Annotated in this window: 11 protein-coding genes; 4 read left to right on the plus strand and 7 right to left on the minus strand. The window is 48.8% G+C overall.

Features of this window, described 5'->3' with window-relative positions:
• Nucleotides 1–29: 29 nt before the first annotated feature.
• Entirely contained in the window at nt 30–2,909 is a 2,880-nt protein-coding gene (locus TY10_RS15245) for a 2-oxoglutarate dehydrogenase E1 component (protein WP_042165129.1), read from the plus strand.
• A gap of 5 nt (nt 2,910–2,914) precedes the next feature.
• Nucleotides 2,915–4,156, plus strand: a complete 1,242-nt coding sequence (gene odhB, locus TY10_RS15250; protein WP_081735302.1) for a 2-oxoglutarate dehydrogenase complex dihydrolipoyllysine-residue succinyltransferase — start codon at nt 2,915–2,917, stop codon at nt 4,154–4,156.
• Nucleotides 4,157–4,242: 86 nt separating this feature from the next.
• Here the strand turns inward: odhB and TY10_RS15255 are convergent, their stop codons facing one another.
• Nucleotides 4,243–5,694, minus strand: coding sequence for a SpoVR family protein (locus TY10_RS15255; protein ID WP_042165133.1), 1,452 nt, complete (start codon nt 5,692–5,694; stop codon nt 4,243–4,245).
• 294 nt (nt 5,695–5,988) lie between these two features.
• Here TY10_RS15255 and TY10_RS15260 point away from each other — a divergent pair, with 294 nt between their 5' ends.
• Nucleotides 5,989–7,185, plus strand: coding sequence for an ATP-binding protein (locus TY10_RS15260; protein ID WP_238327656.1), 1,197 nt, complete (start codon nt 5,989–5,991; stop codon nt 7,183–7,185).
• Between the two features lie 49 nt (nt 7,186–7,234).
• Here the strand turns inward: TY10_RS15260 and TY10_RS28895 are convergent, their stop codons facing one another.
• From TY10_RS28895 to TY10_RS15275, 3 genes are all read right to left on the minus strand, one after another.
• Nucleotides 7,235–8,086 carry a sensor domain-containing diguanylate cyclase gene (locus TY10_RS28895; RefSeq protein WP_155985884.1) on the minus strand — a complete coding sequence of 284 codons (852 nt, stop codon included), beginning with the start codon at nt 8,084–8,086 and terminating at the stop codon, nt 7,235–7,237.
• Nucleotides 8,087–9,025: 939 nt separating this feature from the next.
• Nucleotides 9,026–9,916 carry an aldo/keto reductase gene (locus tag TY10_RS15270; RefSeq protein ID WP_042165135.1) on the minus strand — a complete coding sequence of 297 codons (891 nt, stop codon included), beginning with the start codon at nt 9,914–9,916 and terminating at the stop codon, nt 9,026–9,028.
• 80 nt (nt 9,917–9,996) lie between these two features.
• Nucleotides 9,997–10,758, minus strand: coding sequence for a sugar phosphate isomerase/epimerase family protein (locus tag TY10_RS15275; RefSeq protein WP_042165137.1), 762 nt, complete (start codon nt 10,756–10,758; stop codon nt 9,997–9,999).
• Between the two features lie 179 nt (nt 10,759–10,937).
• Between TY10_RS15275 and TY10_RS15280 the strand changes: the two genes are divergently transcribed.
• A complete protein-coding gene (locus TY10_RS15280; RefSeq protein ID WP_042165140.1) occupies nt 10,938–11,771 on the plus strand; it encodes a helix-turn-helix transcriptional regulator in 834 nt (277 codons plus the stop codon).
• A gap of 52 nt (nt 11,772–11,823) precedes the next feature.
• Here the strand turns inward: TY10_RS15280 and TY10_RS15285 are convergent, their stop codons facing one another.
• From TY10_RS15285 to TY10_RS15295, 3 genes are read right to left on the minus strand one after another with little or no spacing between them, the layout of a single operon-like run.
• The gene (locus TY10_RS15285; protein ID WP_042165142.1) at nt 11,824–12,987 is read right to left on the minus strand and encodes a Ger(x)C family spore germination protein; all 1,164 of its coding nucleotides are present in this window, start codon (nt 12,985–12,987) and stop codon (nt 11,824–11,826) included.
• Nucleotides 12,984–14,642, minus strand: a complete 1,659-nt coding sequence (locus TY10_RS15290; RefSeq protein ID WP_238327659.1) for a spore germination protein — start codon at nt 14,640–14,642, stop codon at nt 12,984–12,986. Before TY10_RS15290 ends, TY10_RS15285 begins: the two co-directional genes overlap by 4 nt.
• Nucleotides 14,643–15,734, minus strand: a complete 1,092-nt coding sequence (locus TY10_RS15295) for a GerAB/ArcD/ProY family transporter (protein WP_042165143.1) — start codon at nt 15,732–15,734, stop codon at nt 14,643–14,645.
• Between the last annotated feature and the right edge of the window lie 107 nt (nt 15,735–15,841).

The following is a 15,841-nucleotide window of genomic DNA, read 5'->3' on the forward strand; positions in this document are numbered from 1 at the left end:
CAAAATCCGTAAGGCGGAGGTATCTGACAATGTCAGCTGGTAATGATCAGACGCAAAACCCTTGGGCATCGTATTACGGGCCCAACCTTGGTTATGTGCAAGAACAATATGAATTGTACAAGCAAAATCCCGAATCGGTCGTAGCGGAATACCGCGATCTGTTCGCGCGCTGGGGCGAGCCGCCTCAATACGCCGGACAACAAAGCGCTCCAATTGGAGCCGCTTCTGAAGGCACTTCCCACATTAACGCTAAAGTATTGCAAAATCTCGTAGCCGCAGGCAAATTCGTATGGAACATACGTGCCTTCGGCCATTTGGCTGCGGACATTGATCCACTGGATATTAGTCCAAAGTCGAACACGAATATGCTGGATGCGGCAACTTACGGCTTAACATCAGCAGACCTCGCAGCGTTGCCTGCCGAGCTCGTATGGACAAAAGCCCCTTCCGACGTATCCAACGGTCTGGAAGCGATAGAGAAGCTTCGCAAAGCCTACACCGGCACCCTCGCTTACGAATTCAGCCATGTTCATAATGAAGAAGAACGCCTGTGGCTGAAACAAAAAGTCGAGAAAGAAATTCCGGACTTCTCCATGAAGGCAGAAGAACAGAAGCAGCTGCTTAAAAAGCTTTACGAAGCCGAGCAGTTTGAAGACTTCCTGCAGCGTACTTTCGTCGGTCAAAAGCGGTTCTCCGTTGAAGGCAACGACGTACTGGTCGCTCTCGTGGACGAAATGGTTCATGAGCTTTCCAATGACGGAGTCAGCCATATCCTGATGGGGATGGCGCATCGCGGCCGCTTGAACATTCTGGCCCATGTCCTTGGCAAGCCATACAGCAAAATTTTCTCTGAGTTTCACCATTCACCTAACAAAAAACTTATTCCGTCCGAAGGTTCCATCGGCATCAACTATGGATGGACCGGCGACGTTAAATATCACTTGGGCGCCAACCGCTCGTTCAAAAACGGCGAGACGGTCGAAACCCGTATTACGCTTGCGAACAACCCGAGCCACTTGGAGTTCGTCAACCCTGTCGTTGAAGGCTTCACTCGTGCGGCACAAGACGACCGCAGCAAGCCGGGCTACCCGCAGCAAAACCTCGAAGCAGCTGCTTCGATTATTATGCACGGCGATGCAGCCTTCCCTGGCGAAGGCATCGTAGCGGAGACGCTGAACATCGCGCAGCTGAAAGGCTACTCGCATGGCGGTACGCTTCACATTATCGTCAACAACCGCATCGGCTTTACGACGGAAAGCCACGACTCCCGCTCGACGCATTATGCGAGCGACGTTGCGAAAGGCTATGAAATTCCGATCGTTCATGTCAATGCCGACGATCCAGAAGCCGTTATCACTGCAGCACGGATGGCATCCGAATACCGGACGGTCTTCAAGAAAGACTTCTTGATCGACTTGGTCGGCTACCGCAAATACGGACATAATGAGACGGATGATCCAGAAACGACTCAACCGCTTATTTACCGCAAAGTGAAAGCTCATCCTACCGTTAGCCGCATCTATGCGGACAAACTGGTAGCAGCAGGCGCGATTACAGAAGCTGATGCTGAAGCTTTGAAGCAAAGCGTTATTGATACGCTGAAAGCCGCCTACGAGGAAGTGAAGGCACGCGACGGCAAAGAGCCTGTCCACCAAACGCCATCCTTGCCTCGCGATCAGGAATTCGGCAAGGATGTTAAAGCCGTTTCCGTCGAGACGCTTCGCGAAATTAATACCGAGCTGCTCCGCTGGCCGGATAACTTTACGGTCTATCCGAAGCTGCAGCGTATATTGGAACGCCGTGCAACGGCGCTTAATGATGGAGAGAAACTGGATTGGGGCCATGCGGAGACGCTTGCCTTCGCTACGATTCTCACCGAAGGCAAGCCGATTCGGATCAGCGGCCAAGACGTAGAGCGCGCTACCTTTGCTCACCGCAACCTGGTCCTGCATGACGCCGAGACTGGCAATACGTTCAGCCCGCTGCATCAATTGCCGCAAGCGAAAGCTTCATTCGCCATTCATAACAGCCCGCTGTCTGAGGCTGCCGTGCTTGGCTTCGAATATGGCTATAACGTTCACGCACCGGAGACGCTCGTAATCTGGGAAGCGCAATACGGCGACTTCACGAACGTAGCGCAAGTGCTGATCGATCAATTCATATCTGCGGGCCGTTCCAAGTGGCAGCAGAAGTCCAGCTTGGTTATGCTTCTCCCTCACGGCTATGAAGGCCAAGGACCAGAGCATTCCAGCGCGCGTCTGGAGCGTTTCCTTCAGCTTTCGGGCGAAGAGAACTGGACAGTGGCCAACTTGTCCAGCGCTGCGCAATACTATCACTTGCTGCGCCGTCAAGCCTCGATTACGGAGAGCGAAGCCGCTCGTCCGCTTATCGTTATGGCGCCGAAGAGCCTTATCCGCAACCCGCGCGTCGCTTCCAGCGTGAGCGAGCTTAGCGAAGGCAGCTTCAAGCTAGTTGTAGAGCAGCCAGGTCTTGGCGCTCGTCCGGATCGCGTAGAGCGTCTGGTGCTTGCCACAGGCAAAATGGCTATCGATATCGAAGAAGCGATTGAAAAAGATGAGAATGGAGACAAGGACTGGCTTCACGTCGTTCGCGTCGAGCAGCTCTATCCGTTCCCGGATAAAGAAATCAAAGCGATTATCGAGCGTCTGCCGAGCTTGAAGGAAATCGTATGGGTTCAAGAAGAGCCGCACAACATGGGCGCTTGGAGCTATATGGAGCCTCGCGTTCGCAAGATCGCACCAGCAGGCGTAAGCGTAAGCTACATTGGACGTCCAGAACGCTCCAGTACGGCAAGCGGCTTCCAGCAGGTACACGCTTTTGAACAACAGCATATCCTTTTGCAAACGTTGAAATATAATCCATCACTTACAACCAACTCGGGGAGGTAGTCGCATTGCAACAAATTATAGTTCCAGCCATGGGCGAATCCATTACAGAAGGAACAATTTCGAAATGGGTCGTTAAAGTAGGAGACGCAGTTAAACAAGGCGACGTGCTTCTAGAGCTTGAAACCGATAAAGTCAATATTGAAATTAGTGCAGAGCAAGACGGCGTACTGCAAGAAATTACACGCAACGAAGGCGACACCGTGCAAATTGGTGAAGTTATCGGCAGCATCGGAGCGGGCAGCGGCGCTGCTCCGGCTCCAGCTGCTGCACCGGCAGCTGAGCCTGCCAAAGCTCCTGCTCAAGAAGCTGCACCTGTTCCTGCTGCGGCACCAACAGCTCCTCCGGCTGCAGATAAAGGCGGTCAAGTAAACGCTTCTCCAGCAGCTAGAAAGCTTGCAAGAGAAAAAGGCATCGACCTGTCGCAAGCACAATCGTCGCTGAGCCGTGTTAGCTCGGACGACGTTCGCGGTTATGGACAACAGCCGGCAGCTCCTGCAGCTGCTCCTGCTCCAAAAGCAGCAGCTCAACCGGCCTTTACGTCGAACAAGCCTTACGAGCGCAAGAAAATGTCCCGTCGCCGGGCAACAATTGCCAACCGTCTCGTTGAAGCGCAAAGAACAGCTGCCATGCTGACAACGTTCAACGAAGTGGACATGACAGCGATTATGGACGTTCGTAAACGCCGCAAACAAGCTTTCTTCGACAAGCATGACGTCAACCTCGGCTTTATGTCCTTCTTTACAAAGGCTGTAGTTGGGGCATTGAAGGAATTCCCTCTTCTGAACGCTGAGATCGACGGCGACGATATTATTGCGAAGCAGTTTTACGATATCGGTATCGCGGTTTCCGCTAAAGAAGGCTTGGTTGTTCCAGTCGTGCGCGACGCAGACCGTCTAAGCTTCGCTGAAATCGAGAAGCAAATCGTTGATCTTGCCGGCAAAGCACGCACCAACTCGCTTGGTCTGGCTGAGCTGCAAGGCGGCACATTCACAATCACGAACGGCGGCACATTCGGTTCCCTGCTGTCGACGCCGATTCTGAATGCTCCGCAAGTCGGCATTCTCGGTATGCACAAAATCCAGCTTCGTCCGATGGCAATCGACGCTGAGCGTTCGGAAAACCGTCCGATGATGTACATTGCGCTTACTTACGATCACCGGATCGTAGACGGCTCCGAAGCGGTTCGCTTCTTAGTTAAAGTAAAAGCAATGCTTGAAGATCCAGAAACGCTGTTGCTGGAAGGCTAATTCCGCAACAATCTGTATAAAGTGAAAGCCCGGCGCAGATGCGCCGGGCTTTTCTTATTGCTATCACTCGCAATTATGTCCGGTAGTTACACGAACTTCCGGCTCGTCTTTTTCCCATCACAGCTAAATACGATTTTTTTATCCTCTACGATCGTCTCGAGATGAACCGATTTCCCCCAGAGCTGAACGACGTAAGGCAGCGTGCGCTCTACATATTTCAGATCCAGCTCTGTCCCCTCATAGCTATGCTTCAAATAAAGCTCACCTACCCGGTTAAAATCACCATCAAATACGACGATGTTCGGGAAACCTCCATTCACTTTAGAATAAACGAGCTGCTCCCGGATGTTTTCCCATGACTTATCGGTTATTTTCCACTCCGGTCCCTTCTTCTCAAAGATGTACAGGTCAAGATCATCCACCAACTCCTTGGTTAAATAATTGCGAAGGAATGAAATGTCGGAATCCGCTTCCCTCACTTCGAACATTTTGCTGCGTCCCTGCCCCGGAACGCGTCCAAAGCGTTCTTTCTCACGGGCAGTCGGATTATCCCAGCGGCGTTCGATGTCCTCAAATATTTTCAAGCCCAAGTAATACGGATTTAAGCTATGCCGGGACGGCACGACGACAGATGAATTCAGCTTGGCAAACTCGATCGTCTCATCACTAGTCAACGAAAGCTCGCGTATGATGCGTTGATGCCAGTACGAAGCCCAGCCCTCATTCATGATCTTTGTCTCGATTTGCGGCCAGAAGTAGAGCATTTCATCTCGCAGCATCGATAAAATATCACGCTGCCAGTCTGTCATTTGTGGTGAATATTCCTCAATAAACCAAAGCAGATCCTTTTCCGGCTCCGGAGGAAACCGCTTGGCGGCTGCCGCTGCCGCGATTGCCTCCTCTTCAGCAGCCTCGCTCTCTTCCTCATCCAGCGACCATAAATCCTCGTAGTCGGATACGCTGTTGATTTTCGAGGAGCGGTTCTTTTCTTTCGTCAAGAGCTCAATATAGCGCATTTTGTCCAACTGGTACGGTTTTATAATTGTTGGATCTACATGCTCCTGGATTGCAAGCACCGCATCGATAAATTTCTCAACCGCCTCCGAGCCGTGATCCATCTCATACTGATGAATGCGGTCAGCCGTTGCAGACATGCTTTCCACCATATTGCGGTTCGTCGCTCCGAAGCGGGCATTGTTTTTGAAAAAATCGCAATGGGCAAGTACATGCGCAACAATGAGCTTGTTCTGAATCAGCGAGTTGCCTTCCAACAGGAATGCATAACAAGGATTGGAATTAATGACCAGCTCATAAATTTTACTAAGTCCAAAGTCATATTGCATTTTCATCTTGTTGAAGGTTTTACCAAAGCTCCAATGGCTGAATCTCGTCGGCATGCCATAAGCGCCAAACGTATAAATGATGTCCGCCGGACAAATCTCATAACGCATTGGATAAAAATCAAGGCCGAACCCTTCCGCGATTTCCGTAATCTCATCAATAGACCGCTCCAAAGCGCGGATATCGTCCTGGTTCATCCGCCATCCCCCTGTACATGTTAATACCGTTCATACCATATGTATGCTTGGCTGAGCTGCGGTATGACGGCTTTGGTATGGGAATGTCAATCAGAGCGATTGCGATCCTTTATCTTTATTATGTTTATGGTAATCTAATCCTGACTGTTGTATTATTAACATAGATTGTACCAGATTGTTTACATATTATAGGTTTTAATTCATGATTTTTAGTCGAAAAGGATGTTGTCTGCTATTATCCCGATACTAACTTCTATTATTCATGGTCTAATGTATATTATGACGGCGGGGTTAATGTTAGTCATTATTACTCCGAGATTCTCTTATTCCCACAATCGCCGCAAGCTTCTATTCATCGCTATTCTAGGACTATTGTCTATCGTCTATTTAGGATTGGAACAAACCGATCCGCTTGTGTATGCGCTGCATCTAACGCCAATTTCGTTGACGCTGGCCGTTTTATACGAAGGAATGCTGCCTGGCATTGCTACTTGGGCGGCCTTCTGCATCGGCGGCATCTTTATTATGCACAATGATCCGCTCACGACCTTACTTTCGAGCGTCGTACTCTTTGCCTCTGGACTTTTATGTCACTATAAGCTCGAAACTGTCTCTCAGCTGCGAATGTCCTTAAGATTTTTTGCCCTTGTCTTCATCCATCTGACGATTTTTACAACGATTAGCCTATTGCAAGGCGGCTCATTCGAATTTCGTACTCTGGCCTTAATTGGCGCAGCAAACCTTCTTTCGTCCTTATTCATCAACTACATCTACTTCCACGTCAAGCATCAGGAACGCTTTCAACAAGAACTGATTATGTCTGAAAAATATCAAATGATCGGCCATCTAGCCGCTTCCATTTCTCATGAAATTCGCAATCCGCTCACAACAACGAGAGGTTTTCTTCAATTAATGGGCAAGGAGGATCTTGATCGTGTAACGCTGGACCGTTACCGGAAATATGCCTTCGAAGGGGTCGATCTCGCTAGTACGATCATTACCGACTATTTAAACTTTTCCAAGCCTAATGAAGAAAAAAGCCAGCTATTAGATGTGCAGATAGAGATCGACGGCATTATCCCTTGGCTGCAGCCCTACTCGGCACTGTCGAACATTGAAATCGATATCCAGCATTTATCACGGGAGAAGCTGCTCATACTCGGTGAGTCGAAAAAATTGCAGCAATGTCTGCTCAACGTGATGAAAAATGCAATCGAATCGATGCCGGACGGCGGCAAATTAACGGTGCAAACTCAGCTGGCACAAAATTCTGTTCATATTATAATCCGCGATACAGGCGCCGGAATGGATAAGTCACAAGTAAAACGACTGGGCAAACCTTATTTTACAACGAAAGAAAATGGAACGGGCCTCGGCCTTATGGTCGTCATGAGTATGATAAAAACGATGGATGGGAAAATTATGTTTCGGAGCAAACCCAATGAAGGCACAATCTGCGAGCTTCATTTTAAACGGGTCGAGCTGCAGTAAGAATTCAAAAAAAACAGCCTTTGAGGCTGCCGGTCGGTCAACCGGTGCTTCAAAGGCTGTTTTTATAATTCTGTTTGGCTGTATACATCGCTTGATCGGCATTGGCAATGAGCTGTCTCAGACTGACGTAGACACCCTGATTGGAGCTCACTCCGATGCTAGCCGTAATGAAAACAGGAACATCATCAGTAAGAAACGGAGCTTCAAACGATCTTTCGATCTTCTCCTTAACCGTGCGAATGCCGCTCTCCTCCGCCAATTGCGGAAAGCAGATCAGAAATTCGTCGCCTCCGTACCGGATGATACGATCGCTTTTGCGCAAATGGCTTCGCAAACGATTCGAAATTTGGATCAGCAGTTTATCACCGGTTTCATGGCCAAATTGATCATTAATCCATTTAAAATCATTCAAATCGATAAACATAACACCAGAAGGCGCTTCCCCATTATCAAACAGCTTATGAAGATAGCGGCGATTGTACAAGCCAGTCAAGCTATCCGTGACGGCCGCATTCTCCAGATCGATAGCATAAGCAATAAAAGCGGCCATCGATTGCAGCTGCATCAATTGCTCATCGGAAGGCTCAAACGGCTCCCTGTGTACGATATGAATCGTGCCGTACGTATGGTTGTCTGCCGTGACAATCGGCACGGAAAGGCGCGGATTGTCCGCTGTCAATCCCATCGTTACCGCATCCGGGTCGCCGGGCTGATCCTGCATAGCCGGCTCAAGGTGATTAAATGCTTTAATAATGCGGTTGTTGGCTCCATCGCAAGCGGTAATGAAAAGCTTGTCCGCCTTTAATAGACGTTTCAAATTATGGATAACGTACGCTAGCGCATCCTCTAAACTGGTGGTGGTGGCATTCATGCCGCTTTTCACTCCCGCTCTATTGATCACCCGCAACTCCCGCTGCTAGATCTAGTTTATTCGAAAAAGATACGATACTCAATAATAGATTATTGGGAAATCTCTGGTTTTGGAACTATTTCTAACCGGTTATTTGTTTACGTTTGATTGTGTTGTTTCGTTTCTATAAAAATACACGGGGTCGCTGCGCGTTTTGGTCCATGCTGCTATTCTTGATTCCTTTCTTCACCGCTAGCACGGTGATAATGGAGAGAATCTGCAAAAAATCATCATGAACTCAAAACGCTCCGCTTACCTCATTCTCACAGGTTCATTTCCATATTTTTAAACCTTATATGTTAGATGGGGTCGCTGCGCGTTTTGGTCCATGCTGCTATTCTTGATTCCATTCCCCACCGCTAACACGGTGATACTGAATAGAATCTGCAAAAAATCATCATGAACTCAAAACGCTCCGCTCACCCTATTCACACAATAAGTTGTTCAAAGAGCAGTGCCAGTCCAGTCCAGATCGAAATCAGCTTCATAAGCATTGACCGCCTATACCAAGTGTAAAACAAAATGTAAAAGTGCAAGTAGATGAGCCTCAAATAGCCGAAAACAGCGATCAAAATGCAAAAGTACATTTGAAATCGCCCTATTTAGCTCCATAGAGTCATTTTAGATCAATCAGCCTGCACTTTTGCATTTTGATTCGATAAATCGCCAAAAATACGGCTGACAACATGTACTTTTACATTTTGATTGGTGATTTGTGACACGCTACAGCTGCACGTCCTGCAAAGAGCCAATAAAACGGTTAAATCCTTAGCTCACCTGCAGGGAATAGAAGGTTTAAGGTGCATAGCACGGATGTGTTAGAAAACGTTAGCAAACATTTCCCACAAAAAAAGAGCCCCTTAATAAAAATTTAAGAGACTCTAACTATGACCGCATGCATACATGATGCATGCGATATTTCCTATTTCATTAGATCAGTTCTGCTGCTCGTGCGTTGGCTTCTACTTGAGCCGGGTCTTTGCAGCCTGGAATGACCGCCGTGACGACCGGATTGTTCAAGCACCACGCAAGCGCCCAGCTAGCCATGTCGACGCCCTGCGGCACTTCCTCACGCTGAATGCGCTCGACCTCCTCCAGCTTCTGCCGCGTATTGTCGGCATCATGCCGGTGGCGCACGTCTGTACTGCCGAATACAGCGCCCGGCTTATACTTGCCGCTCAGATAGCCGCTGGCAAGCGGCACACGAGCAAGGACGCCCAAGTCTTGGCGCTCACAGGAAGGAAATACGCGTTCTTCCGGCACACGGTCCAGACGGTTGTAGACCACCTGAATCGCCCGCGAGTTCACTTTAGTTGAAGCATCAGTCTGATGCAAGTTGTCGTTGCTGCCGATCGAAGTGCCTAGAAACCGGATTTTTCCCGCCTCGACCTGCTTGTTCAGCGTGTCCCACAGCTCGTCATTGTCAAACGCCGCATCAGGACCAGAATGAAATTGATAAAGATCGATATAGTCGGTCTGCAGCGCTTTGAGCGAAGCATCCAGCTGGGCAATGACACCTTTGGCGTCGAATACGTCTGTCCGGGAAAATCGTTCATGAAAATGATGGCCGAACTTTGTTGCAATGATCCAATCCTCGCGGCTGCGGCGGCCAATGTAGCTGCCGATCAGCGATTCAGACAGATGATCGCCATAGCATTCCGCCGTATCGATGAGGTTGATGCCGAGCTCCCGGCCTTTGTCGAGAATGGCGTCCGCTTCTTCCTGCGTATACTCCCGGCCCCACTCGCCGCCGAACTGCCATGTTCCAATCCCAATGACCGATACATTCAAATCCGTGCTGCCAAGTCTTCTATACTTCAACCTCTACACCTCTTCCTGTCGAATAGGTAACAGCTTTATTGTACGATATCGACAGAACATCTTCCAATCCACGCTTCCTTCTATTGGAACCCGGCTTTTTTCAAATTGCGGTAACTGATCGACAAGCTTTCGAACGCATCCGTCGGACCGCCATCCCGCTCCACCAGATACCATTTCACATCCGCTTCCTCACACGCTTTGAAGATATCCGGCCACTCCAGATTGCCTTCCAGCACCTCGGCCATAATCGTCTTCTCATCGACAATCGCCATGTCCTTCAAATGAATGGCTTCGATTCTTCCTTTCATCTTCCGGATCCAGCTGCTCGGATCGGCGCCACCCGCCTGTACCCAATACGTATCAAGCGTAAACAGGAAGCTATCCGGATCGGTGTTTTCCAGCAGCGTTTCGATACCGAGCTTACCGTTATGCTTTTCAAACTCGAAATGATGATTATGATAGCTGAATTTCAGCCCGTTTTGCGCCAGCTCCTTAGCGATCCTATTGAACTTGGCTGCAAATGCCACATATCCTTCTGCATTCCGATATTCTACAGGCAAGCCGCCGATGCCCGCCAAGCCGCAGCCAAGCGTGTGATGATCGCGGATAATGCCATCCAAGTCATCAACAAAGCGCTCATAAGGCATATGTGTCAAAACGATCTGCAATCCATGAGAACGAGCAATGGCAGCCAATTCTTCTGGCGGAATCGGTCCCAGCCCCGAGGCTTGAATCGTCGTATAGCCGATTTCTTTAATTTTGCGAAGTGATTGGTCGATCTCCTCCGGTGTTTTGACAAAATCGCGAATCGTATACAGCTGAGCTCCCGTTATTTTGGACATCTGAATACCCGCCTTTCCATCCTTCTGATTTGCAATCTACTAAAGCGATTATATCTGTTGAACTACCCTTTTAGTATAATAAAATAAAGGCTTTCTTCCATTGCAAATAACAGCATTCACATTGCAAATATAGCGGTATTCTTTTACACTAATAGCAAAGTCGAAGCAGGAGGGACCGTATGGGCAGTGTTCATGAATTACGCACTGATTCTATGATTTACCACTATAGCGTGGATCAGCAGCAAACGGAGGAGTACGCCCTGCATTGCCATCCTTTCTATGAGGTTTTCTATTTCATTTCCGGCGAAGTTAGCTATCTGATCGAAGGAAAGCGCTACGTGCCGACTCCCCATAGCTTGCTTCTCATTCCGCCGAATGTCTTCCACGGAGTGAAGATCGAGAGTACCGTTCCGTATGCGCGTTATGCGCTTCATTTTGTTCCCGGCCTGCTGCCTATCGAGGCGAGGACAGTGCTGTTGTTGCCTTTTCATTCACAGGGTGATTCCAGTAACTGTTACTTTCCGGGTGCTGCGGAATCCAGCATGACCGCCTATTTCGAGCAGCTAATGGATTGTCGTGAAATGGATGAGGACTTCAGAGAGCTTTCCACACGAATCCGGTTGGAGGCGCTGCTCTCGCAATTGCTATTCATGAGCCGTTCCCGCAAGGATCGGCGTACAGCCGAGCTTCACTCGCAGACTATGGCCCCGGTGCTAGCCTATCTGAACGAGCGTTTAACATCCGACATTACACTCGATGAGCTTTCCGCCCGTTTTTTCATAAGCAAGCATCATTTGAACAAAATGTTTCGCAAGGCGACTGGTACGACGATCGGCCATTATATTGTTCACAAGCGTGTCGTACTTGCCAGCCAATTCATGCAGGAGGGCCATCCAGCCAGTGCTGCAGCCATGAATGCGGGATTCCAGCATTACTCTTCTTTTTACCGCGCCTATAAAAACATTTACGGTCATTCCCCTACTGAGCGGAGCAGTAAAATTACATTGCGCTAATTGACGCCAATAAGGCCCGTGCCGTATCCTCTCAGCACGAGCCTGCATTTGATTACACCCGCCGTTTGTATTTGCCGTTATAGGCAATGCTAATATCCACTTCGATCTTCGCCAGCGAATGCTTATCCAGAAACATTGCCGTTCCATTATTACTGACTTCCTTCCAGACCTTCGGGTATTTCCGATACAGCTTATCCTCCAGTCCAAAGACATCGACACCGGTTTGAATGCCTGCTTCATAGGTCGTTTTAATATACTGCTGGATTTCTTTCTCGCATAAACGAACCATATCCTCGTACGACATCGGCTCGATATACTCATACAAGGCTGCTTTATATTTAGCCTTCACTTTGAAGGTAACGTCCGTTCCGTTCAAGACTGGTGTAATTTTCAAATTTGGATATCCCACACTTACCGAACCGTAAATTACACCCTGATCATCCTCTAGCAGCACCTGCAGCCGGCGCAATTTCTGCTGTAAAAAAGGAAAGCCGATGAGCTTTTTATGAGCAATATATTTGAATTTGCCCTCCCGTTCAAAAAAAGCCCCATCGATGCGATGCAAGCTCTGCTCTCGTTCATTAACCGTCCAGTCCTTCTTGTTAATTACAACGTTCGGAAGATATGCCCGGTTCTGCTTGCCATTCAATTCTGCAATAAAACGAAGGGCAAGAACCGGCGGATATAGCGATTCATCGTTATATGAGGGAAGCGGAGCATGCAGGATGGAAGACAACGGCGACTCGTTAAATATCGTATTGGTGCTCAGAAGCTCCTCAATTGAATCCCTCGTACCGTATACCCATGTCGTATATCGGGATTCCGGATAACGGCTGACCATATCCAGCACCTTATGCAAATTTCCGCTCTCAAGCAGCCTTTCGGAGAAAACGATTGAAGTAATATGCCCCCATGTAATGTGCATTTGAGAGGTCCGGTACAGCTCGTTAATTGCCATATCCAGCGTCTTTCCGCTTCCATGGCCCAGCCATATGTTAGGCACCTTCCCGCCTGCCCCTCCCTCGCCTTTCGCCACCGTAGAAAACTCAAGCATTTGCACATATACGGTATAAATACCATTGGAGTAGTCCAGTCCCAGTGCTTTCGCATAGCTGTTGCTTTGAATTTCCGTGGAACTCCAGCAGCCGGCTGTCATGATAATGAGCATAGCTGCAAGAAATACATGCACCATCCTTTTAAGCCTTGCAAGCTTCAATTGCCCTCATCCTTCCTCGGAGACTTCGTCTCAAGATAAAGGGGACGCCGTTTATTCCAGGTACGAGGCAGCTTGAATAAAGCAGCGTAGGCTTGCTTAATGTTAAGCGGACTAAGCGGAGCCAGGTAGGGAACGCCAAATGATTCCAGACCCGTCAGGTAGATCAAAAATAAAATCAGTGACAGAATGAACCCGTATATGCCAAGCGACGCGCTCAAAATAAACGTAACGAACCGGATAATGATCAGCGAGCTCGACATGACCTGATTGACGACCGTCGCTCCGGCAACGATTGTGACGGCAACAACAACAATCATGAGCGGGGAGACGATTCCCGCCCGAATCGCCGATTCACCAATAATAAGTCCGCCAACGACCGTAAGTGTCTGACCGATCGCCATCGGCAGCCGGACGCCCGCTTCGCGGAACAGCTCCATCAGAATCATGATCAGGAACATTTCCACCGCGGTCTCCATCGGAAGCCCCATTCGTCCGGTTGATACCGTGACGACAAGCGAGAACGGCACCTGATCCATATGAAACGTCGTCAGCGCGATATAGAATCCCGGCAGAAACAACGTAATGAACAATCCCATAAAGCGCAGAAGCCTGCCTATATTAACTGAAAACAACGGAAAGTTAGCATCCTCCGGCGATTTCAGAAGCAGGAACAAATTAACAGGTCCGATGATTGCGCTAGGGTTGCCGTCCACGATAATGACAAAGCGGCCGTTAATGAGACATTCAGCGGCAAAATCAGGTCTTCCCGTATAGTGGGTAACCGGGAAAATGGTAAATTGCAGCGGCGAAAGCAGCTCCTCCAGCTGATTGGAAGTTAAGAGTCTCTCGACCTTAATACTCTGAAGCTTCTGGTGTACATGCTGGATCATTTCGTCATTTGCGATATTACGCATATATAAAAAAGCCACTTTATTGGCGGTAAGCGTACCGATCACTTCAAACTTGCAGGCTAATTCAGAGGTCCGCAGACGTGTCCGAATTAAGGCTACGTTAATAGCGAGCGGTTCAATGAAGCCGTCGCCGGAGCCGCGAATCGTCACCTCAGTTCTCGATTCCTCTGGTGTCCGCGTAGGAATATTGGAAACATCGATGCTCCACATCGCTTGCAGCGAAGGAATGCAGAACAGCATATGTCCCTCGAAGACACGGACTGCCATCGCCTCCGCACCAAACTGACTCGTGTTGGGATCTACCTGCACCCATACGAGATTGGCTTCGTTCTCGACATCCACCACCCGCAGAAACTTCGTTTTCTCAAATATCCGGTTCAGCTCGGGAATAATGACATCATTGATCATATTTGTCTCCGCCATGCCGCAGTTATAGACGATTATGGCGGCTACAGGCGGATTGCCTACACGATGGCTATCGACAATAACATCGTCGCAATAAGAGAAAAATTGCTCCAGCGTCCGCTGGGACATATGAAACGGCTTCTGCCCCTGGTCATCCTTATCATTTCCGCTGACGTCGCTGCCGGTTCCCCCTTTGCTGCTGCCGCGGCGATCGGCTTCTCCGCTCTGGCTTATCGCATTATTCAATACACTGGCAGCTCTTGAATCCTCCGGCTTACCGCCCTTTGTATCATCGCTCGCTTGTTTACTCACACTGTCCTTTGTGTTTTTTTCTTTCATTTATGCCACCTCTTTATCTTCTTTGCGCCACCAGCAGAGGAGCGCTAGCAGAATGGTTAAGCTGTAAGCGTAAATAAGCACAGCAGGAAACTGAATATGGTTCACATATTCATAGACAAGATCAATTCGCCACCAAATAATGGAGAATCCGCACATAACGGCCGTAATACATGCGATAGCGATCATCCTTTTATGAGGACGGCGTATATCCAGTAAATCCACAATCAGGTACATCGCAATTGCGATTCGGGCAAAGGAGCCGCTCAGCCACTGGTAAATTGATAAAAAATCAACATGCTGCAGCAGCTTGCCCACGTTAACCAGCTTCCATTGATCATAGGGAGTAATCCGCTGCTTCATCGCTTCCTCTGGCCCAAATTCCGTTATTCCCCCAATGGTTGGACCGAGCGTAATACCGACCATGAAGATACCAAGAATGAGCAGATGCCATAGCTTCACCTTGCTCTTAATCTCATGCTGAAACAACAGCAGTGTCCATACCTCCACCATGCCGGCCAATGCATAGACCATCCCATGCCAGACAGGCTCAATACCATGCTCCAGCATCGGCAGCAGCTGATTATAGTTTTTATATTTCGTATTGGCTCCCATCACAAAATAACCGAGAAAAATTACAAAGGGGAGCAAAATAGCAGAGGTCATCGCAATCGTAGGCAGTCCCCTTAATGCAGCCAGGGCCGACACCAGCGCCCCCCCTATAACGACGACGGATAACGGTGTAAACTGCAAGTAGGTGGATACCGTCCAGTTGGAAGTCTCAAACAAGGTATGGGTTCCGAGGACGAGCAGCAGCAGCGCCGCTGATAAGCGAAGTATCCATGACGGTACGACGCCGAATTGACGGGCAACCCAATCCGTCAGCCTTTGCCCGTGAACCCTTTTCATCACCACATACATAAGGATCATAAACAAAATAAATAACGGGCCAGCCGCGATAATTGACAGCCAGGCGTCCCGGCCCGCAGCATCCAATATAGCTGGGATGGCCAATACATGGCAGATTAAGCCGGCGCCAAGCATGATAATCGAGAACGCGAGCCAGACCGAAATCAGCTTATTGCCATGATTCATGAGCCATCCTCCATATGTTGACAAGTTATTTCTTATCATTCCAAATTTTAGCTTGGCTATTCCTGCAAAAGAAAGAAGAGGATGCCTCCAAGCAGCAAGCTGCTTAA

This window comes from Paenibacillus gorillae (assembly GCF_000513275.1).
Taxonomy (GTDB): Bacteria; Bacillota; Bacilli; order Paenibacillales; family Paenibacillaceae; genus Pristimantibacillus; species Pristimantibacillus gorillae.